Source organism: Psychrobacter sp. ANT_H59 (assembly GCF_008369225.1).
Classification (GTDB): Bacteria; Pseudomonadota; Gammaproteobacteria; order Pseudomonadales; family Moraxellaceae; genus Psychrobacter; species Psychrobacter cryohalolentis.
This window is the reverse complement of the sequence record NZ_VOBE01000001.1, coordinates 325,110-346,452: the sequence shown is the minus strand read 5'-3', so window position 1 is coordinate 346,452 and position 21,343 is coordinate 325,110. Positions and strand designations below refer to the sequence as shown.

The window sequence follows — 21,343 nt, the reverse complement described above, 5'->3', positions numbered from 1 at the left end:
AGTAATTTATTGATTTAGCAGCTACTTTTCTATCAGCTCATGATTGACATAAATCACGCCTTGTACTCTACAGCAGCAGGGTAGGATTTCATCTTTTTCAATCATAGCAAGCGGCTCAAAAGGATAATCAATAACGTGTGAGCTGGCGATACGCTTGATGCGGCAGCTGCCACAATAGCCTTCCTTACATTGATAATTGATATCATGTCCGGTGCGTAGCAATCCATCAAGCAAGCTTTCGTCATCATGCAAGTAAAATTGCTTCTTACTCGTCATTACCCAAGTCATCGTTTTATCCTATCTTTTTATAATATGGTCAATCCTAAATAAAATAAGTACAATTATTATAACGTGCTACTGGGATAAATTTTACTTGCTTGCTTTGCCTACGCAGACAGAGGCTGCGCAAAACTTATCCCAGCAGCACTACACTTATTCTATGATGAATCGACTATATTAAAAGCTCAATCCTGAAAAACTATCTTCTATAACTCAAAATCATCAAAGTCACTGTCTGATAAATCTGAGTCAATCTGACCGACCAAGTACGAGCTAATCTCTGTTTCTTGCGGGGCAACTTGTACGTTGTCAGACGACAACCACGTGTTAATCCACGGAATCGGATTTGATTTAGAATTCGGGAATGCGACTGGTAAGCCAACCGCTTCCATACGTAAATTGGTGATGTATTCGATATATTGGCACAGAATGTCTTTATTCAGCCCAATCATTGAACCGTCTTTGAACAGATATCCTGCCCATTCTTTTTCTTGCTCAGCCGCTTTGCGGAAGATCTCGATGCTTTCTTCATAGCATTCTTTGGCAATATCGACCATCTCTGGATCATCACGACCGATACGCATGAGGTTAAGGATATGCTGCGTGCCCGTTAAATGTAGCGCCTCATCACGAGCAATGAGCTTAATAATCTTGGCATTACCTTCCATTAGCTTACGCTCAGCAAAGGCAAATGAGCAAGCAAACGACACATAAAAGCGAATGGCTTCTAGAACATTGACTGCCATCAAGCACAAATAAAGCTGCTTTTTCAGTGATTTTAAATCGATGGTAATTTGCTTACCATTGATCGTATGCGTGCCTGCACCGTATAGGTTATATAGCGATGAGCTGTAATACAAATCATCATAATACTTAGCGATGTCCGCCGCGCGCCCTAGGATATGCTCGTTCTGCATAATGTCATCAAAGACGATAGCAGGGTCATTGATAATATTACGAATGATATGGGTATAGCTGCGCGAGTGAATGGTCTCAGAAAACGTCCACGTCTCAATCCACGTCTCAAGCTCAGGAATCGATACCAGTGGCAATAGCACGACGTTTGGGCTACGACCTTGGATAGAGTCGAGCAGCGTCTGATACTTTAGGTTGCTGATAAAGATATGCTGCTCATGTGAGGATAGATTGCCATAATCCATACGGTCTTTTGACACATCAACTTCTTCTGGACGCCAAAAGAACGACAACTGCTTTTCGATCAATTGCTCAAAGATAGGGTGCTTTTGTTGGTCGTAACGCGCCACGTTGACCGGATTACCAAAAAACATCGGCTCTGTTAGCGCATTGTTTGGCGTTTGGGAAAAAATCGAGTATGTCATGGGACTGCCTTTATCATTGATAGGGTTATTAAGTTATAGGGTTTTAACTATATTTGGTTTGATTGGATTATATTACAAGTTCTCTAAAGATATCTGTTCTGGCGTCTGTCCATCATTCATATATGCTTTAAACATCTCACTCAGCTCGCTATCGTCCAAACCTTCCAATTCATCGATCGCACTCTTACGCAGCGCACTCAAACCATCATCATCTGATAGTTGCTGCATTTCTTTCTGTACGTCTTTTTTAGTTGCTCTCTTTATTGGTTTTTTCAATACTTTTGTGGCGACTTTCTTTAATGCTTCTGGTTTTGCTGCTGTGCCTTCGCCTAATTGCTCACGGACGTCTGCGATGTCGACTTCTACTTGTACGATATGCGAGCCACCATCGTTTAGGTCTGAAAATACGTTTGGGATAAACAAACCACCGTCTTTGATGATTGCGGTATATTGCACATGACCTCCGTCGTTTTTATTGTTTATGTTTTTCTATATTTCTATGATAGCGCTGAACGCTTTTTATGATAACTGTGTCAATGTATTAGCTTCATCATGGCTGGCGCGTCGCAAGCGCATCATATACTTTGTTGTTTTCTCTTTTGCCTACGGCTAGCACATAAACCACCACCACATTATCTTTTACGGTATATACCAGACGATAGCCTACGGTGCGTAATTTGATTTTATAAGTATCCGTATGTCCCGATAGTTTTGACGCAGGCACATGAGGGTTTGACAATCGCTGCTGTAATTTTTTCTTAAACTGCTGCTGAATACTGGGCGCTAATTTTTTCCATTCTTTTAACGCAAGAGGATGAAACTCAAGATTATAAGTCATCCAACGTTACCTTTATCGGTATCTGCCCATCGTTCAATCGTGCGCTAACGGTTTGGCTCAATGCCATATCATCCATCGCTTCCATCATGCGCTCAAAGACGTCTGTTGAGACTAAGTAAGCCACGGGTTTATTGTGGTTTAAAATAGCAATGGACTCACCATCTGACTGTTTAATCAGTGCCGATGGGTTGGCTTTTAGTTCCGAGATACTGGCTGTCTGTGTGGCAAATATTGGTTGCATGATTCATTCCTCGCTAATATTACGCTCTAAATATAGGGCTAATATTAGCACGAAAATTAGGTCTTATTTGTTAATCTATATATTTTGTAGGGTACGCCTCGCGCACCTTTAAACACAATTTCTATATCATTGGTGCGCTGGGCGCACCCTACAAATATCTGTGTTTCGATTATAGCAATTCAGTTGGCTTAACAATTATCAATTCATATGCATCTAAGCCTTCCTTGATAAAAAGTTCTGGAGTATTCTCTTCTTTTATTCCTTCCATCATCAGTAGTGCCTTAGCTTGTTCAAAAGCCTTTCCTAATGAAATCCCAAAGCCTATAGCAGAATAAAACTGAGAGGAAAAAATTCGAGCAGCGTTGTCACCTATAGTAGTATTCATTCCGATGGCAGCTTCTACATGCTCAACTACTGATCTTGCCTGATTGTGAGAGTAACATGTATTAAAGAATACTAATCTAATAGTATTTGATGAAGCCATCATAGTCTGTACTATGGCTTCTTTACTAATTAGTTTAGCTTTACCTTCAGCATCTTGAAATACGATTTCATCCGAATCTGAACCGTGACCACTAAAGTGTACTACTGTTGGATTAAGCTCATTAATAGCTTGTAGAACATCCATTGGTTGTACTGCCCATCTACTTTCAAATAAGACTGAATCACGAAATCTTGTTTTATTAATCATTTCTCTAATTGAGCGTGCCTCTTCGTCAAGCCTTAATTGCTGAACATTTATAGGATTTGAAGCTAGAAACAAAACATTTATTTTTTCTGGGAGATTTTGGAGCTTCTTTATACTAGCCGTCATATTCTCATGTACTCCTTCATGTTCATAAAGTGTCGTTTTTATTTCATTCAACTTCGACAGTTGTACTTTTTGTATTTTTTCATTCTCTCTGGAGGTTTTTAAAGCTTCCTTTCTTAGACGCTCTGATTCTTTTTGTTTTTTCTTATTTTCATTATCTTGCTCTCTAGCCAGCCTTTTTTCTTCATCGAAAATCTGCTTGCTTTTACTGCTTATTTTCTTATCATAATCTGCAATTTTTTTATCTATAACGATAATTTGACTTCGAAATCTATCTATTTCACGACTTTTAGATGTAATAGTACTCGCAGTCTTCGTTTTTGACAAAGCTAGAGATGCGGAGTTTATTTTATTCTTTAGATCATTAGTTTTTAACTGTTCTTTGTTCTTAAGTTGCGTTAAACGCTGCAACTCCTCTCCTTTACGATGCACATTCCGTTGGTAAGTATCTATCAATGACATTAAGAATCCTCCGTGATGATTTAATATGATACGAAGACTACTAACTATTTAGTGGTCTGCCAACACTTCTGGGTGAGTCACGTTGACACGATCGGGTAGGTAGCAATAAACAGCGGACGTGACCCAAAAGCCAAACCCGCCACTCATCAATCTTAAATCTTACATGCCCCGCCAGCACAATCATCTTCCATATCCGCTTGGGCATCGTTCGCACCATCACGAGTGTTATGGTAGTACAACGTCTTCACACCCATTTTATAAGCGTTTAGCAGATCTTTAAGCAATATCTTCATTGGTACACGGCCGCCTTCATAACGAACCGGATCGTAGTTGGTATTGGCAGAGATACTTTGATCGACGAACTTCTGCATGACAGCGACCAGCTTTAGGTAACCGTCATTGTTCGGCATTTGCCATAGTAGCTCGTACTGATCTTTTAGCTTGTCAATCTCAGGTACCACTTGCTTCAAGATGCCATCTTTTGACGCTTTGATAGAGACCAGACCGCGTGGTGGCTCGATACCGTTGGTCGCGTTGGCGATCTGACTCGAGGTCTCAGACGGCATCAAGGCGGTTAGGGTAGAGTTGCGCAGACCGTGAGTGGTGATTTCAGTACGCAGCGTTTCCCAATCGAGATGTAATGGCTCTTGGCAGATTTTATCCAAGTCTTTTTTGTACGTATCAATCGGTAGGATACCTTGCGAGTAAGTGGTCTCATTGAACGCAGGACAAGCGCCTTGCTCTTTCGCCAATTTGTTTGACGCTTTCAAGAGATAAAATTGCAATGCTTCAAATGTTTGATGCGTCAGACCAATGGCGCTATCGTCTGAATAGCGTACGCCATTCTTGGCAAGGTAATAAGCATAGTTAATCACGCCCACACCGAGCGTACGGCGACGCATACTGCCGTTTTGAGCGGCTTTTACCGGATAGTCTTGATAATCGAGCAGCGCATCAAGCGCACGCACGATTAGCTCGGCTGGCTCTTCAATGTCGCTGACGTTTTCAACTTTACCCAAGTTGACCGCTGATAGCGTACAAAGCGCGATTTCGCCTTCTTCGTCATTGATGTTATCAAGTGGCTTAGTCGGTAGAGCAATTTCCATACATAGGTTTGACTGGCGAATTGGAGCAACCGTTGGGTCAAATGGGCTATGGGTGTTGCAATGATCGACGTTTTGAATGTAGATACGACCCGTACTAGCACGCTCTTGCATCATTAAGCTGAACAAATCTGCTGCTGGAATTTGACGGCTACGAATGCTTGGGTCATTTTCGTACTTGGTGTACAGCTCTTCGAACTTGTCTTGATCTTCAAAGAAAGCATCATACAAGCCCGGTGTGTCACTTGGAGAGAATAGCGAGATGTCTTGACCTTTAATCAGGCGAGTGTACATGGTTTTGTTCAACTGTACGCCATAATCCATATGACGGACACGGTTGTCTTCGACGCCACGGTTGTTTTTCAATACTAAGAGCGACTCAACTTCTAAATGCCATAATGGGTAAAATAGAGTCGCTGCACCGCCACGGACTCCGCCTTGTGAACAGCATTTAACCGCCGTTTGGAACAGTTTATAGAATGGGATACAGCCAGTGTGCTGTGCTTCGCCGCCACGGATAGGGCTACCAAGAGCACGTATACGACCTGCGTTGATGCCGATACCAGCGCGCTGTGACACATAGCGTACGATGGCGCTAGTGGTCGCGTTGATAGAGTCTAGGCTATCACCACATTCGATCAATACACATGAGCTAAACTGGCGCGATGGGGTACGTACACCAGACATGATAGGCGTCGGTAGTGAGATTTTGAATTCTGAAGTCGCATCATAGAAGCGCTTCACATAGTTCATGCGCTCTGACTTTTCGTAACGGCTAAACAAGCACATCCCAACCAGCATATACAAAAACTGTGGGCTCTCAAAGACAGTTTTGCTAACACGATCTTGGACGAGGTATTTACCTGCCATTTGCTCAACAGCAGCATAAGCCAAGTTCATATCGCGCCAGTGATCGAGATACTCTTCTAATTCGTCAAATTCAGCACGGCTATAGTCAGCTAGGATATGCTCATCATATTTACCAGCATCAGTAAGCTTTTTGACATGATCATAAAGGTGCGGTGGGGTAAATTTATTATAAGCAATCTTACGTAAATGAAAGATGGCCAAGCGCGCCGCTAAATACTGATAGTCAGGCGTATCTTCAGAGATAAGGTCAGCAGCTGACTTGATGATGGTCTCGTGAATATCGCGAGTTTTGATGCCTTCATAAAACTGAATGTGCGACTTTAGCTCCACTTGTGACACCGACACATTATCTAAACCGTGAGCTGCCCACTCGATAACCTTGTGAATTTTATCTAACTCGATAGGCTCTAAACGTCCATCACGTTTGGTTACTTGGATTTTATCGATATGTGTCATGCTGACCTCGTAAGTTGATTGCTTAATAGTTATTTACTGAATGACTTATTAGTGATGCCGCGCGGTGTCAGGACGCCAAGCATGCTTTATAACGCGATATATATGCTCATGATAGAGTGTTTTTTTGAGGCAAAAGCTAGCCACGGCTCATGGTGATGGTTAAAATCACTGAGCACTACATATAGCGTGTTTGTTAATAGGTGGACACAATATAGCGGGAAAATTTTGAAAATGCTATATTGATTTTAACGGCAAACTATGTTGCTGAGGGCTTATACGTTGTCCAAATTTGGGCAAAGGACGATGGCATAAGGGTTAGACGCAAATGAGTTTAATAATAAATTTTTTGTAAAAATCTAATCACTCTTTGCTTTTTATTTGCTCGTAAATTGTTGACTAATAAAAGCAGTCACGGCAATAATAATGCGGGCGCAGATTGTACACCAAACCACAAAAAATCGCCACCCAATTGAGTGACGATTGTCATTATCTTCAGTGAATTTACGCCCATGATAGTAGGATTTGATAGAGGGCAGTAAGAGACTGTCAACCCTATCATAAGTTACATCACAATGCGTACCGTCTTAGCCGCATCAAGAGACGCATATAGGGTATTGACTTGCTCAGCAGTCGTTAAGTATAAGTTCACTCGTATAGAATGAAAGCGTCCTGTTTTTGAGGGTTTGACTTGCATAGACGCTAAGTCAAAATCCGGAAACTGGCTGCCTAAAATGAGTTTGACTTCGTTCAACAAAGTCTCATGTTCACCTTCATTACCGATAATACTCATCGGGTAATTCATTGGAAAATCCCACAACTCAGGATTTTGAATGTCGGTTTTTTTGCCTTTAATTTTGTCATTGCCCAACGATATTTGAGAGACGTTGACATCTTTTTTAGGATTTTGTTGATTATCGCTCATGGGTGAGTCCTTAGTGCTATTTTATAGTGAGGCTTGAGTCTTAAAATTGGCTGGTATTTTAACAAACGACTATCGATTAACCACAAAAAAGCTGAGACGCGCTCAGCTTTTAGGTTTATATATATTCTGCGATATATAAGGACAGTATGCTAAAAAGCTACTGTCTTTATAGGGGGCTTATCAGTCATTTTCAAGGAAAGAGCGCAGATGCTCAGAGCGTGATGGATGACGTAATTTACGCAATGCTTTTGCTTCAATCTGACGAATACGCTCACGCGTCACATCAAACTGCTTACCAACTTCTTCCAAGGTATGGTCCGTTGGCATATCGATACCAAAACGCATTTTGAGCACGCGTGCTTCACGCTCAGTCAAGTTGCCTAATACATCACGCGTCGCTTCACGTAGACCAGCAGCCGTCGCATCGTCAACAGGGCTTGAGATCGTGCCATCTTCGATAAAATCACCTAGGTGTGAATCTTCATCATCACCGATAGGCGTCTCCATTGAGATAGGCTCTTTAGCGATTTTTAGTACTTTACGAACTTTGGCTTCGTCCATCTCTAAGCGTTCGCCTAATTCCTCAGGCGTTGGCTCGCGTCCCATTTCTTGTAGCAATTGACGAGAGACACGATTGATCTTATTAATCGTCTCAATCATATGCACAGGGATACGGATGGTACGTGCTTGGTCAGCGATAGAGCGGGTGATTGCCTGACGAATCCACCATGTGGCATAAGTTGAAAACTTATAACCACGGCGATATTCAAATTTATCGACGGCTTTCATCAGACCGATATTACCTTCTTGGATCAGATCCAAGAACTGTAGACCACGGTTTGTATATTTTTTGGCAATTGAGATAACGAGACGTAAGTTAGCCTCGACCATCTCTTTTTTGGCACGGCGGGCTTTGGCTTCACCAATAGCCATACGGCGCGCCACATCTTTCATGTCGTGGATTTCCATCTCGAGCTTATGCTCGTAATCACGGATAGCACGTTGTAACAAGATAACATCGTCGGCGACTTTCTCTAATGTGGCAGCAAAAGCAGGCTTACCTTTAATACGCTCAATCAACCAATCAACGTTGGTTTCATTACTTGGAAAAGTCTTACGAAACTCTTCGCGTGGCATACGACCACGGCGAATCACCAAGCGCATGATTTGACGCTCATGCTTACGCACGTCATCGTAGACATCATGCATAATAGCCATGACTTGATCAGATAGACGGTTATTCAGCTTTAGCATCATAAAGCGGCTAGCCAGCTGCTCATAAGCTTCATTAGCTTGGGTGCTACCACGACCATAATCAAGTAAGGCTTGCTTGGCTTTAATAAATAGATGCTCGATCTCTTCTAGACGCAGGCGCACTTCTTCTGGATCGATACCGCTGGTTTCTTCTTCAGCGTCCTCTTCCACTTCCTCGTCGTCCTCCTCGTCATCATCGAGCCCAGATTTTACTTTAGCTTTTTCTTTGATGATCGGCGGGTTTTCTTTTTCTTCTTTGATGCGCTCGCGTTCTTCCTTCGCTGCTTCTTTGGCTTCTTGAGCAGCGATTTTGTCTTCTTCGGTTTCAGGGTCTAAGAAACCAGTGATAACGTCAGAAAGTTTTTTCTCGCCATCTTGGACTTTTTGGTACTCGTCAAGGACGAACTGTACCGTACCCGGCCAGTAAGACATGGCATGCTGTACGTCACGAATACCTTCTTCGATACGCTTAGCAATGGCAATCTCGCCTTCGCGCGTCAATAGATCAACCGTACCCATCTCACGCATATACATACGCACAGGGTCAGTGGTGCGACCAGGTTCGGTTTCAACAGAAGCTAGTACCGCTGCTGCCTCATCCGCTGCCATGTCATCATCACTTGAATCGTCGTTCATCAAGATGTCATCGGCATCAGGCGCAGATTCAAAGATTTTGATGCCAACGTCAGTTAGCATTTGTACAATATCTTCGATCTGATCGCTTTCGGTAATAGAGTCGGGCAGTTGGTCATTCACCTCAGCATAGGTTAAATACCCTTGCTCTTTACCCATTTGGATTAAGGTGGCCAGTTGAGATGTGGACTTAGAAACTGACTTATCGTTCATAAATACTCGCTTACTTGCATCGGACATTTTTATATTGTGACTGGCTATCGCTCGCTGGGTGCGTTGATCTTATCAATCGATTGATCAAAATATGGCGTAAAGGTAGTCAATAATATCAAAAATGAGTGGATATGAATAAAGGCTCAAAATACTACAATTACAATGTTATAAAACCGCTAACGCTCAAAAATTTTCAAAAGGCTAATACCTAAAAATAAATATTTTAAAATACGCTTTAACGATAACATTTAAAAATTTATACCTAAAACTGTGCTCAATCATACGGGCGTATCATCATTTTGTCGTTATTCATTAAACCATGCTATAAATATATAGCGACATAGTTTAACACAGACCAGTGTAATCAAGCACGAGGTAGTGATATCTACCGACTGTTTTTTACTGATTATTTACCAGCTATTCCATGTTAAACATAGTTTTAATAACAGGCAGTTTTAATAAGCTAAGACAACAGTGCATAATCATTAATAGTGGGGACAATGTCGACCCTTTTAAAGGGCAGCTGTTTTATAAATAAAATCTAATAATCATATTAAGATTTAACCGTCGCCATTTGGGCCGATTGTTCTGCTTGCTGCGCACGTAACCAGTCATTTAATAACTGGGATTGTTTGCGGACAATCGCCAGTTTTATGTTGTCAGGGTTTTTAATCAAATTTTGTGTTTTCTTCTTCATATGGCGTTCAATCAGTTGGCTGACCAACTCTTCGACCAAACCATCGAGGCTCAAGATATTACGACTGGTCAGGGCTTTATAAAAGCTGCTCCAATCACGGCTAAGCGTCTCTTGCGTCAAGGGTTTGACGTTAGAGAGAATAAAGTGCGCCGCCGCATTGACATCTTTTGGCAAATATTTCAGGCAGCGCTTAATAGTGCTGACGACATCAAGTAATGCCGTGTCCTGCATATCTTCCCAAGCCAGCGGGCGTAAAACATCAGCCGAGGCTTTTTGCTTAAGATGAGCGGGCAGGTGTAAGTCATTAATACCGGCTTGTTGCCAAATGGCTTCGATAGGATCATCAATCAAGGCACGCGGCTGGAATACAAAGCACAGTTGAAGCTGCTGACTGATGGTCATCTCACCATCAAAATCTAGCAGGGCATCTTTGGCTTCGATGTTTTGGCTACGTTTGCCGCCAAGCTTTTGATAAATGTCATTATTGAGCAGGTAGCGGAAACTACTGCCTTTTGGTAAGGCAGTAGTCAAGGCGCGTACTTGTGACATGAGCTTGGCTTTGCCTTCCACCAAACTCAAATCATGACGCTCACTGAGATAGGCAAAGATATACTGTGATAGCGGCATGGCGTTAGTGATCTGCTCACGCATTGCATCCGCGCCCTGACTTTTTATAAAGGTATCAGGGTCATGATTGTTGGGCAGCGTCAAAAAACGCAGCTCTTTTTCATCACTGAGCACCGGTAGCGCCACTTCAAGCGTACGCCAAGCGGCTTTTTGTCCGGCGCTATCACCATCAAAACTTAAGGTTAATGTTGGATTTAGCGTTAATAGACGTGAGATTTGACTCTCATTAATTGCCGTGCCCATCGACGCAATGGCACCATAAATACCGACTTGATATAGGGCAATCACATCCATATAGCCTTCAACCACTAGCCAGTCATTTGCACGTTTTTGGCGTGACTCATAATAGCCATATAGTACATGCTGCTTATGAAAGACGGGCGAGTCAGAGGAGTTGATATATTTGGGCTTTACCTCATCATCAAGCGCACGACCACCAAAACCAATGGTACGCCCTTGATTGTCTCGAATAGGGAAAATAACCCGATCACGAAGTAGGTCATAATCGCGTCCAGATTCTGAGCGCCGCACTAAGCCAAGCGCTTTGAGACCTTCGATATCTTGTGGAAATTGATGCTCAAGATGTTGCCAACCAAAAGGCGCGTAGCCCAAGCCAAAAGTTTCGAAGATTTCATCGCTAATACCGCGCGATAAGAAGTAATGCTTAGCATGAGGGTGAATACTGAGATTATGTTGATAAAACTGCTGTATCTGCTCTAGCAGCTCATATAAGTTGCCATCTTTATCAGAGATACTATTATCATTGTAGAGAGCAGTATTATCATCATCGGTTAACCATGCAGGCGGATAGCCATTGTCATCTTGATAATGAGCATCATAGCCATCCATTACATAAGGGACGGCATCGTAAGCATCTAACGGTGGGTAATTGTCATAACTATGGTGATCATCATAAATTGGCGGCTGCGTATCATCAGCTGGCATGATTATGGCTGACTGATTATTGGTTACTGGCTGACTATCATTTTTTCGCAGATGCGTTGACGATGTTGCTGGCTTAATAGCAGATTTTGGCTTAGCTTTTGATTTAATAGGGGCACGCTGATAGCTGACGTTTTGCTGTTCTTCTTTTGGGACTTCAATGCCCGTCTGCTTGGACAGCTCATTGACCGCTTCGATAAAGGTGAGGTTTTCATAATCACGTAAAAAACTGATGGCATTGCCACCGACGCTACAGCCAAAGCAGTGATAGATGTTTTTTTGTGGATTGACATAAAAAGACGGCGACTTTTCACCATGAAAAGGGCAGCAGCCTTTAAACTCACTACCAGCACGTTTAAGCGTAGTATGACGCCCAATGATACTGACTAAATCAGCTTGGCTATTTAATTGTTCAAGAATGTGATTTGGGATACTCATGCGAAAAACAGTTTACCACAGGTGCAATATTGTTGATGCTCAAAATAATGCAAAAATAAAACAGAAAAAATAAGGCCAACCGTATCGTTGACCTTATTTTTAGTTGACGTCTGACGCCATGACAGCGTTATTGATTAAAGCGCACAAACACTCTTAATCAATCATACCAAAATACGATTAATTGCTATCGGTCATATCGATGCTGTCATTTTCAACCGCCCCTAAGCGTACACGACGATTGTCATCAGTCAGACGCAGCGGAGAAGTGCTGCTTGGGGCTGCTGTATTTGCAGCATTGTCGCTTGGCAATCTCAGTTGAGTGGCATTGCGAATGACTTGAGTTTTGGTCGCACCGTTATAGTTGGCAGTGGAAAATGAAGTGTCTTTATCAAAACGACTCAGCTGTCCAAAAGTTAATTTGTTTACTAGAGAACGCTCACGTTTGGTATTGAGCTTGACACGTCCATCAGCACTTAGCATGTTTGGATAGTTAATTTGCAATAAAGTTTTATACTCGTTTGCTAAATCAGTTAGACCTAATTTTTCATGGCTATAAGCAAGGACGGCAATCGCATCTGGCACAGATTCGCTGAGTGGATAATATTGAAAGACCCATTTGGCACGATTGACAGCAGCTACATAAGCTTCACGCTCAATATACCAATTAGCAGCGCTCATCTCACTTTCAGCAAACTGATTATAAATAAACGTCATGCGCTGAGCGGCATCAGGTGCGTAAGGACTGTTTGGGTATTTGTTCAACAGCTCTTGGAAATTGGCGAAAGCAATACGGTAGTAAGCAGTATCGCGCTCCGCTTGGTTGAGCTTAAACAGTTTCAAACCTTCAGACGAGCCTTGCATATTGGCAACGCCGCGCACATAGTAAGCGTAGCTCACTTGCGGGTTAGACGGGTACAGACGAATGAACTGCTCAGCACTGGCAGCCGCAGTTTCATATTTACCACTGGCATATTGTGCATACATCATATCGAGCAAAGATTGCTCGGCATATTGTCCAGTCGGATAAAAAGTGCGCAAGTTGGTTAAATCTTCGATCGCTTGAGTATAGCGACCTTTATCAATCTGAGCAATCGCGTCATTATAGTACGCTTGCTCTGACTTCTCAGCAGTGACCACTGCATCCACGTCTTTACCGCCGGTGAGGTTTTTAAAGGTTTGACAACCCACTAAGTTGACACTTAGGGCAAGTAAAGTGATTGAGGACAGTTTGATAAACGTATTGCCAACAGCTTGCATACTTCTTCTCCGACACAAGACGTATAATAGCAGCGACGCTATCATACTATTTAGTAGATTGATGATAAAAAACGATGCTTGGTGCATCAATAATGGTCTATCATTTTACATGCCAATCACTAAGCATGCGTATTATTATAAAAACATGCTCATTAAAAAACATAGTTATTAATTTATTAAAAATTTACTCTGTAAACATGTTACGCAATAAGGCGTGCATCACATGTAAGGCTTTTATAAAAGAGCTACAATAACGACACAGTGCCATAGCATACAGCAAAACATGGCTATACTTTATAGAATAACATTTGCTGCGTCTATTTTTTCATGAGCTATTTTGTAGTTAGGCGCACCGCTGGCTTATTCTATAATGCATTTTTATTCAGTGATACCTTAAGTACATTCCACTAATATAGTACAACGTTTGAATCGCCACACTTATCAGGATTCATGCCCGCTAGTTTAGCATGAGCGGTTGCAACGGGCGATATTCAATAGTGCTGACAGTGACAAATATACAGTAAATTACAGCCATGTTATATTTTAGAGAGCTAATGAGTGCTATAAATTGCCAGATAACATGCAGCTTCTATAGGGCTTAAACGCTCAGCATGTTACACTAGAGCGATATTATTGCCATTTTTGACCACGATTATTATTTATGGTCTATAAGTGCCAATCTGTTTTCTTATGAAGTGCTCCGACTGAACATTGTCAGAGGCTTTACTATATATAAATCTGCTATGAATACATGATGCTATGACTACCAATTTACCCGCGAACCAATCCACTGAAGATTCATCAATGACAGACTTATCAACGCAAGGTTCACCTGTGCCAGAATCCACGATACCCACTGAATTATTAACCATTAATGAGCAATTTGACGAGCATTTGGACGATGATAACGTGTCAGATGATGAGCTGCTTAATGACGAAGACGAGCATGGCGATGATGAAGTCTCGGTCGCAGGGCAATCTGTGCCTGTTGTAGTTGACGTGAAGCATACGGTCATAGAAGACGAAGCAGGTTTGCGTATTGATAAACTGGCATCAAAAATATTTACCGATTTTTCACGTGTCCAGTTACAAGGTTGGGTAAGTGATGGCAGCTTGCTTTATAACGGTAGCATACAAAAACCTAAGATCCGTGTTAAAGCTGGCGATATCTTGCATCTGTCGACGACTTTAGAGCAGCATAGCGAAGATCAGCCAGAAGATATCGCAATCGACGTGGTTTATGAAGATGATGACGTATTGGTCATCAATAAGCCAGTCGGCATGGTTGTGCATCCAGGTGCCGGTAATCAAACAGGCACTTTGGTAAACGCGCTATTGTATCACTATCCGCAGCAGCACCATTTGCCGCGTGCAGGTTTGGTACACCGTATTGATAAAGATACTTCAGGGCTATTGTTGATTGGTAAAACCAAACCCGCACAGCTGGCACTGATGGAGCAGCTAAAGGACAAGTCAGTGTATCGTCATTACCAATGTGTGGTCGCAGGGGATGCAGCGAGTCTATCTCGTCATCGCCGTATTGACGCGCCCATTGGACGCCATCGTAATCAGCGTACCAAAATGACAGTAATGACGGCAGGACGCGAAGCTGTGACTCACCTGTTGAATGTAACCGCGCTTAATGGTAACTATTGTTTGTTGGATATAGGGCTTGAGACAGGGCGTACGCATCAGATTCGTGTGCACCTGAGTCATATTACTTATCCTATTGTTGGTGATAGAGTCTATGGCGGTCGTCGTCAGCTACGTGCTGGTCTAACAGAAGCGCAGCGTCAAGCGATTAATAACTTCCCGCGTCAAGCACTCCATGCTTATACGTTGGGTTTCGTTCATCCAACGACTGGTGAAGACGTTGAGGTCACTACACCAATGCCTGAAGATATGCAGCAGCTAATGGCGGTCTTAAGTGACGGCTATGATGAAGAATAAGCGATAATGAATAAGTAATACAAAGACGTTTTATTAAAACGGTAAATATGCCATGAAAAATACGCTTCCCATGACATTGCTAGCACAGCTTGATGATGTGGCTGTGTTTCAAACGGCTGCTTTTTCTGATATAGACTATGCAGGTATTGATATATCTCAGTCTAAAATCAATCAGCAGCCACATCAACGACAGCAAGCAAGTTATGGCAAGCTGAACTTGGGGCTGCATGTCAATGATGATGCAAGCGTAGTATTAAGTAATCGGATGCGTGTGCTTGCTGCAATTAATGAGCAGATGATCGCGCAGCAAAACCTACCTGTTCATAGCGTGCCTGTCAAAGCGTTACATTGGGTTAATCAAGTCCATGGTAATCATATACATGATACCGATACTACGGTACTGAGTATGGTGCCTATGGCAGCTGATGCTATGGTTAGCAAACAAGATGGTACTGGGCTTGCCATAATGACGGCTGATTGTGTACCGATCGTTCTTTATCAGCCAGCAACTGGGCAGATAGCGGCGATTCACGCTGGCTGGCAAGGGCTGGCATGCGGCGTAATCAAAGCAACGGCTGAACGCTTTAGCGACAGCGGCGAGATTATGGCATGGATAGGCGTTTGTATCAGTCAAGATAATTACGAAGTGGGTAGTCAAGTCCGAGATAAGTTATTGGCAGGTTGCATCGCGAATAACGCTTTGACGACAGATGCAATAAGTAATTTTGATGAGCGCTACGTGATGGCGTCAGGTACTAGCGAGTTAGACGCAGCAAGTACAGCGGACAAGTTATCAGACAATACGCCAGTCTATGCAGAAAAAATTAAGATAGATTTGCCAAAAATTGCCGCGGATCAATTGCAGGCAGCAGGGATTGTCGTATGCAATGAGCCCTCTATCCTTTGTGGTTATGCTGACGGGCATTACTATTCTTATCGACGTCAGACCCATTTGCAGCAACCTGCAACGGGACGCATGGCCTTGATTATTACGCGAAGTGCTTCTATATATAGCTAATCCACTTTTAAAAGGGTACAGAACTACTGGGGTTAATTATTCGCAGCCTCTGTCTGCGTAGACACAGCAAGCAAGAAAAAGTAACCCCAGTAGTACCTTATAACATTTGGATTTCTTTTATTTAGGACCGATTATAGTAACTAAAGCATGATCATTCAAAAGAGTAACTGTCACATAATAAGTGCGTCTTCTTATCGTTAACAATCATAAGCCTAATTTACCTTTTTATTTTTTATTTCATTACTTATAGCCATTATTAGAGTTTATATGAATACATCTGTTACACCGTCTATTGTACTACCTACTGACGAGACTTCTCTTAGCGTATCTAATATATCGATGGCCGTTATTTACCATAGTAACTACGGTCATACTCAACGTGTCGCAGAAGCAATCGTGACGGGCGCTCGTCAGCAACTACCTGAAGCACAAGCCAAGGCTGTCGATGTCAATGACGTCGATTGGGAGTTTTTAGATCAAGCGGATCTGTTGGTTTTTGGTAGTGCGGTATATATGGGCAGTGTGACAGCAGGCTTTAAGACTTTTATGGATGCGACATCGAAGCGTTGGTATCATGGCAAATGGCAAGGTAAGTGGGCAGCAGGTTTTGCCAACTCAGGTGGGCTTAGTGGCGATAAGCTTGCTGTACTACAGCAGATTTGTCTTTATAGTATGCAGCATGGGATGAACTGGATAGGGTTGCCACTCAGACCGACCGGACATGAGCCCCATGATTTAAACCGTTTATCGAGTAATTTGGGTTTGATGACCCAGTCGCTTGATGGTCCACCTGAAGAAACACCAGGCGTGGGTGATATAGATACGGCGATTTGGTTTGGTGATCATCTGGCAAAAACCATCATTAAACATCAGCCCGCCTCATAAAAATTCAAAAGCTATTTATTAAGTAGTAAATACCAAAAAGCAGATATCAAACTGATATCTGCTTTTTTTATTGTCAGCTTTTTATATCTATCTTAGTGCTCGTTATTTTCAACGGCAGTATCTGCAGCTGGGACAGTTTTAACCAACAGATTTTTGCTCGGGGCATTTTTGACAGGAATCGGGCTTTCGACAAATTGAAACGACTGACAACCTGTCATAAATAAGGCAGCTGTGAATATATAGGTCAAGGTTAATGACTTCATAATGATATCTCAAAAGGCAATCGGCGACGGTGAAATAGCGCTCATCATAACCAATGCACGGGATTGTGCAAGATATTATCTCATTATAAACGGAAGTAGTAGGCTCTATAAGAAGCGTTTAGGATGGGCGTTATGTATCCCTTATGTACAGCCATAATAAAGTAAGAAGAACTGTTGGCTTCATTATCTAGCAATAATCTACCAGTAATTCATGTTTATAAATATATAAAAACAAGCTTTTATAACTTTACTAATTGTTTTATAAAGAATTAATTATTTTACCTAAATTTATAATATAAAAAGGTATAACCGTCTATTAAAAAATATATCCAATTATTTATCTTTTTAAGTTTTGTAAAAAAATGATAGCGATGCGTTACTATCCAAGTAATAGAAGTGAAATAGTCTTACAGTAGTGAGGTGAACAGACATTTTTTAGCAATGATCTATAAATGGATATTTTATTACAGTTTTATCTTGTACTGATAATAGCAAAAAATAATGATAAAAATTCAGCTTAACAGTGGATGTTATGCGCAACAATCATGAAAGTATATGAGATGTTAGCGAAATGAGGGAATTATGAAGCGATTTTCTATGATGTTATCGATGCTTGCCATTGGTATGACCTCCAGCGCTGCGATGGCTGAGGATACGAGCCTTACTAATACAAGCTTACCTAATGCGACCTTACCTAATATCAGTCCTGCCAATAGCGTGCTCGTCAATCGAGGTGCCTATATTGCTCGTGCAGCGGACTGTATGGCGTGTCATGGCGAAGACTATACTGGCGGTACAGCAATAGAGACCCCTATGGGGGAGATTTATTCTACGAATATCACCCCCTCCAAACGCTATGGTATCGGCAATTATACTGAAAAAGATCTAAAAAATGCGCTGCAAAAAGGTCGTGCGCCTAGCCATATGCTATATCCTGCCATGCCATATCCTTCTTATAGTGGTATGAAAGAAGAGGATGTCAGCGCGCTGTTTGCCTATCTGCAAACCGTGCCAGTGGTAGATGAAGCGCCAAAGCATAAAACTGACCTACCATTTCCGTTTAATATTCGTGCGCTCATGTTCGGTTGGAACTTTTTAAATGTTCCTTCTACTGAGGGACGTGATGGTCTCAATGAGACGCAGAAGCGCGGTGAGTATCTGGTCAATAATCTAGAACACTGTGGTACTTGCCATACGCCACGCAACAGCACCATGGGCTTCGATAAAAAAATGTATTTATCTGGAGCGCAGTTAGGGCATTGGTACGCACCTAATATCACCCCTGACGAGTCAAGTGGTATTGGCAGCTGGAGTGAGCAAGATATCATTACTTATCTACGCACCGGCGAGCTTGATCAGCGCGCTTATGCTGGTGGTCCAATGGGTGAGGCAGTCGCGCATAGTACTCAGTATCTAAAGCAAGAAGACTTAAGCGCGATTGCCTCTTATCTAAGAGCAGTACCTGCCATTCAAACCGATGATAAAGTATTTGTCGTCGATGTCTCACGTTTACCGACTCGGGTGAACGAATCTATTACCCATGATTTACTTGCCCAAAAAGATTATTTGGCTCAAGCCAAAACTGCTGTGAGTAAGGGCAGTAATTCACCAGAAGCCTTGTATTTGGCTACGTGTGGCAGTTGTCATGGTGTGGACGGCTATGGTCAACCTGATGCACAGTATTCACCCATCGTAGGGCTAAGCAGTCTTCGCCGCGATAAGCCTGATGTGCTCGTCAATATGATTTTGCATGGGGTCGTTGGCAGCACCAATACGTCACCGATTATGCCTGCTTTTTCGGATGAGCTGAGCAGCGAGCAAATTGCCAGTATCGCCAATTACGTACGCATCAACTTTGGCGGTCTTGCCAACAGCGATGTGAGTGCAGCGGACGTCGAGCGCATCGCTGCCACTAGCGCCGAAAAGCCATTTTTAATTAAATACGCAGGCTTGCTGGCAATATTGGGTATGATCGTCGCTATTGCCGTCATTATATTTATTATTCGAGCCATCATACGCTCTAAGCACCGTCACTGATTTGGGTTTCATTTCACCTTTCATCAAACAGCGTAGTCATCAATACTATAAAGCTATGTTAGATACTGATTATAAGACAAGGATTATGGCAATTAGATAGAGCGTTATCGTTTGGCAATTATAGACAACAACACGCCAAGTACATTGATAACGATGCGTCTACTATCCTGCACCATTGTCTACTTTAAGGATATTATTATGAAAGACATGCTTCAATCACCCACGCGCCGTCAATTGCTTTCAATGATTGGTAAAACAGCGGGCGCGACCGCCATGTACCAAGCAATGACGACCTTGGGGTTTGCTTCAGAGTCCAGTTTTAAAGAAGCAATGGACCTTAAAGGCGCACCTACTGGCGCGAGCATTGTTATTCTTGGTGCTGGTCTTGGTGGTCTTACTGCCGCCTATGAGCTGCGAAAAGCGGGCTACGATGTCAAAGTGCTTGAGTTTCAAAATCGTGGTGGCGGTCGTAGTTGGACACTGAACAGTGGTGATAAATATACCGAGCTTGGCGGCGAAGAGGTCACTTGTGATTTTGAAGAAGGCAATTATTTCAATGGTGGACCATGGCGTTTGCCAAGCCACCACTATGCCGTCTTTCATTATTGCAAACAGTTCGGTGTTGAGATGCAACCCTTTATACAAACCAATGACCGCGCTTATTTGCACCGTACTAATCATTTTAATGGCGTACCGCAGCGTTTGGGTGACATCAAAAATGACATTCAAGGTCATGTGGCGGAGCTGCTATCGAAGTCAGTAAACGTGGGTGGTCTGGATCGCTCAGTCAATACTGAGGACAAAGAGAAGCTGCTAGAAGGGCTAAAAGGCTGGGGCGTGCTCGATAAAGACTATCGCTACCGCCCCAGTAATGAGACTACCAAACATCGTGGCTTTAGTGTGTTCCCAGGTGGCGGTTTGATGCCAAATGAAAAGCCGTCAAAGCCATTACCAATCAGTGAGATACTAGATTCAGGCATGTGGGGAGATATTTATAGCAATCACATGACCTATGGACATCAGCCGACCATGTTTCAGCCAGTTGGTGGTATGGGTAAAATCGGTGATGCTTTCACCCGCGAATGTCGTGATATGATTGAGTTTAATGCCAAAGTCACTAAGATTCATCAAGATGATACTGGCGTTACAGTCGACTATGTGGACAGTAATAGTCCCGATGGTGCAACTAGAACCATTCGGGCAGACTGGTGTGTCTGCAATATACCTTTAACCGTATTAACCCAGCTCGATATCAATGTCTCAAAACCAATGAAACAGGCGATGGCAGCGGTTCCTTATGACACTTCCTATAAAGTAGGTTTGGAATTTAATCGCCGCTTCTGGGAAGAAGATGAGTGGATTTATGGCGGTTTAACCTATACCAATATGCCTATTACCCAAATTGCTTATCCGTCAGAAAATATGTTTAAAGATGGCTCGGGTGTATTGCTTGGTGCCTATGGTTTTGGCGCGACTTCTTATAAGTTTAATACTCTAACACCGCAAGAGCGTATCAATGTGGCGCTTGCCTACGGTAAGTATATCCATCCGCAGTACCCAAAGGAATTCCGCGCCGGAACATCTGTCGTCTGGCACCGTATTCCTTGGACACTCGGCTGCTACGGTATTTGGAGTGAGTCTAGTCGTGAGCAGCATTACGATAACCTATGCAGTATAGACAACCGTATTGTGCTGACAGGTGAGCATTGCTCTCATATTCCTGCGTGGCAGGAAGGGGCTATATTATCTGGCATGGATGCAGCTAAACGCTTGCATAAAAAAGCAAAAATGCTGGGTTAATTGCGGT

The 21,343-nt window shown here is 42.6% G+C and carries 17 protein-coding genes; 5 read left to right on the top strand and 12 right to left on the bottom strand.

What is annotated here, in order from left to right:
* Positions 1–21 precede the first annotated feature (21 nt).
* The 11 genes from yfaE to FQ083_RS01285 all read right to left on the bottom strand — a co-directional run bounded on the left by yfaE (position 22) and on the right by FQ083_RS01285 (position 13,383).
* Positions 22–288, bottom strand: coding sequence for a class I ribonucleotide reductase maintenance protein YfaE (yfaE, locus tag FQ083_RS01335; RefSeq protein ID WP_011513453.1), 267 nt, complete (start codon positions 286–288; stop codon positions 22–24).
* 197 nt (positions 289–485) lie between these two features.
* On the bottom strand, positions 486–1,619 hold the full coding sequence (gene nrdB / locus FQ083_RS01330) for a class Ia ribonucleoside-diphosphate reductase subunit beta (protein WP_149408461.1): 1,134 nt from the start codon (positions 1,617–1,619) through the stop codon (positions 486–488).
* 72 nt (positions 1,620–1,691) lie between these two features.
* On the bottom strand, positions 1,692–2,075 hold the full coding sequence (locus tag FQ083_RS01325) for a hypothetical protein (RefSeq protein WP_149408459.1): 384 nt from the start codon (positions 2,073–2,075) through the stop codon (positions 1,692–1,694).
* Positions 2,076–2,169: 94 nt separating this feature from the next.
* Positions 2,170–2,457: a type II toxin-antitoxin system RelE family toxin gene (locus FQ083_RS01320; protein ID WP_149408457.1), complete on the bottom strand. Its 288-nt coding sequence runs from the start codon at positions 2,455–2,457 to the stop codon at positions 2,170–2,172.
* Positions 2,447–2,698 carry a type II toxin-antitoxin system Phd/YefM family antitoxin gene (locus FQ083_RS01315; RefSeq protein ID WP_020443322.1) on the bottom strand — a complete coding sequence of 84 codons (252 nt, stop codon included), beginning with the start codon at positions 2,696–2,698 and terminating at the stop codon, positions 2,447–2,449. Before FQ083_RS01315 ends, FQ083_RS01320 begins: the two co-directional genes overlap by 11 nt.
* A 169-nt stretch (positions 2,699–2,867) precedes the next feature.
* Complete coding sequence (locus FQ083_RS12750) at positions 2,868–3,971, bottom strand: hypothetical protein (RefSeq protein ID WP_149408455.1); 1,104 nt, start codon at positions 3,969–3,971, stop codon at positions 2,868–2,870.
* Positions 3,972–4,123: 152 nt separating this feature from the next.
* Positions 4,124–6,400: a class 1a ribonucleoside-diphosphate reductase subunit alpha gene (gene nrdA / locus FQ083_RS01305; protein WP_149408453.1), complete on the bottom strand. Its 2,277-nt coding sequence runs from the start codon at positions 6,398–6,400 to the stop codon at positions 4,124–4,126.
* A gap of 562 nt (positions 6,401–6,962) precedes the next feature.
* On the bottom strand, positions 6,963–7,322 hold the full coding sequence (locus FQ083_RS01300) for a YbeD family protein (protein ID WP_011513459.1): 360 nt from the start codon (positions 7,320–7,322) through the stop codon (positions 6,963–6,965).
* A 180-nt stretch (positions 7,323–7,502) separates the two neighbouring features.
* Positions 7,503–9,422, bottom strand: coding sequence for an RNA polymerase sigma factor RpoD (gene rpoD, locus FQ083_RS01295; protein ID WP_020443327.1), 1,920 nt, complete (start codon positions 9,420–9,422; stop codon positions 7,503–7,505).
* Positions 9,423–9,975: 553 nt separating this feature from the next.
* Entirely contained in the window at positions 9,976–12,126 is a 2,151-nt protein-coding gene (locus FQ083_RS01290) for a DNA primase (RefSeq protein ID WP_149408451.1), read from the bottom strand.
* Positions 12,127–12,303: 177 nt separating this feature from the next.
* Entirely contained in the window at positions 12,304–13,383 is a 1,080-nt protein-coding gene (locus FQ083_RS01285) for an outer membrane protein assembly factor BamD (RefSeq protein ID WP_149408449.1), read from the bottom strand.
* Between the two features lie 759 nt (positions 13,384–14,142).
* Here FQ083_RS01285 and FQ083_RS01280 point away from each other — a divergent pair.
* The 3 genes from FQ083_RS01280 to FQ083_RS01270 all read left to right on the top strand — a co-directional run bounded on the left by FQ083_RS01280 (position 14,143) and on the right by FQ083_RS01270 (position 17,236).
* Positions 14,143–15,333 (top strand): RluA family pseudouridine synthase, encoded by a 1,191-nt coding sequence (locus FQ083_RS01280; protein WP_149408447.1) that lies wholly within the window; start codon positions 14,143–14,145, stop codon positions 15,331–15,333.
* Between the two features lie 52 nt (positions 15,334–15,385).
* Positions 15,386–16,351, top strand: a complete 966-nt coding sequence (locus FQ083_RS01275; RefSeq protein WP_149408445.1) for a polyphenol oxidase family protein — start codon at positions 15,386–15,388, stop codon at positions 16,349–16,351.
* Between the two features lie 267 nt (positions 16,352–16,618).
* The gene (locus FQ083_RS01270; protein WP_149408443.1) at positions 16,619–17,236 is read left to right on the top strand and encodes a flavodoxin family protein; all 618 of its coding nucleotides are present in this window, start codon (positions 16,619–16,621) and stop codon (positions 17,234–17,236) included.
* A 92-nt stretch (positions 17,237–17,328) separates the two neighbouring features.
* On the opposite strand, the gene FQ083_RS12620 is transcribed toward FQ083_RS01270, so the two are convergent.
* Complete coding sequence (locus FQ083_RS12620) at positions 17,329–17,499, bottom strand: hypothetical protein (RefSeq protein ID WP_188004047.1); 171 nt, start codon at positions 17,497–17,499, stop codon at positions 17,329–17,331.
* A gap of 582 nt (positions 17,500–18,081) precedes the next feature.
* On the opposite strand from FQ083_RS12620, the gene FQ083_RS01265 reads away from it, so the two are divergent.
* Together FQ083_RS01265 and FQ083_RS01260 are read left to right on the top strand one after the other, a co-directional pair.
* On the top strand, positions 18,082–19,536 hold the full coding sequence (locus FQ083_RS01265) for a cytochrome c (RefSeq protein WP_149408442.1): 1,455 nt from the start codon (positions 18,082–18,084) through the stop codon (positions 19,534–19,536).
* A 198-nt stretch (positions 19,537–19,734) separates the two neighbouring features.
* Positions 19,735–21,336, top strand: coding sequence for a flavin monoamine oxidase family protein (locus tag FQ083_RS01260; protein WP_149408440.1), 1,602 nt, complete (start codon positions 19,735–19,737; stop codon positions 21,334–21,336).
* Positions 21,337–21,343: the final 7 nt, after the last annotated feature.

Coding starts and splice junctions, on each gene's coding strand:
- yfaE (WP_011513453.1), bottom strand. CDS start 288: ATGACTTGGGTAATGACGAGTAAGAAGCAATTTTACTTGCATGATGAC.
- nrdB (WP_149408461.1), bottom strand. CDS start 1,619: ATGACATACTCGATTTTTTCCCAAACGCCAAACAATGCGCTAACAGAG.
- FQ083_RS01320 (WP_149408457.1), bottom strand. CDS start 2,457: ATGACTTATAATCTTGAGTTTCATCCTCTTGCGTTAAAAGAATGGAAA.
- FQ083_RS01315 (WP_020443322.1), bottom strand. CDS start 2,698: ATGCAACCAATATTTGCCACACAGACAGCCAGTATCTCGGAACTAAAA.
- FQ083_RS12750 (WP_149408455.1), bottom strand. CDS start 3,971: ATGTCATTGATAGATACTTACCAACGGAATGTGCATCGTAAAGGAGAG.
- nrdA (WP_149408453.1), bottom strand. CDS start 6,400: ATGACACATATCGATAAAATCCAAGTAACCAAACGTGATGGACGTTTA.
- FQ083_RS01300 (WP_011513459.1), bottom strand. CDS start 7,322: ATGAGCGATAATCAACAAAATCCTAAAAAAGATGTCAACGTCTCTCAA.
- rpoD (WP_020443327.1), bottom strand. CDS start 9,422: ATGAACGATAAGTCAGTTTCTAAGTCCACATCTCAACTGGCCACCTTA.
- FQ083_RS01290 (WP_149408451.1), bottom strand. CDS start 12,126: ATGAGTATCCCAAATCACATTCTTGAACAATTAAATAGCCAAGCTGAT.
- FQ083_RS01285 (WP_149408449.1), bottom strand. CDS start 13,383: ATGCAAGCTGTTGGCAATACGTTTATCAAACTGTCCTCAATCACTTTA.
- FQ083_RS01280 (WP_149408447.1), top strand. CDS start 14,143: ATGACTACCAATTTACCCGCGAACCAATCCACTGAAGATTCATCAATG.
- FQ083_RS01275 (WP_149408445.1), top strand. CDS start 15,386: ATGAAAAATACGCTTCCCATGACATTGCTAGCACAGCTTGATGATGTG.
- FQ083_RS01270 (WP_149408443.1), top strand. CDS start 16,619: ATGAATACATCTGTTACACCGTCTATTGTACTACCTACTGACGAGACT.
- FQ083_RS12620 (WP_188004047.1), bottom strand. CDS start 17,499: ATGAAGTCATTAACCTTGACCTATATATTCACAGCTGCCTTATTTATG.
- FQ083_RS01265 (WP_149408442.1), top strand. CDS start 18,082: ATGAAGCGATTTTCTATGATGTTATCGATGCTTGCCATTGGTATGACC.
- FQ083_RS01260 (WP_149408440.1), top strand. CDS start 19,735: ATGAAAGACATGCTTCAATCACCCACGCGCCGTCAATTGCTTTCAATG.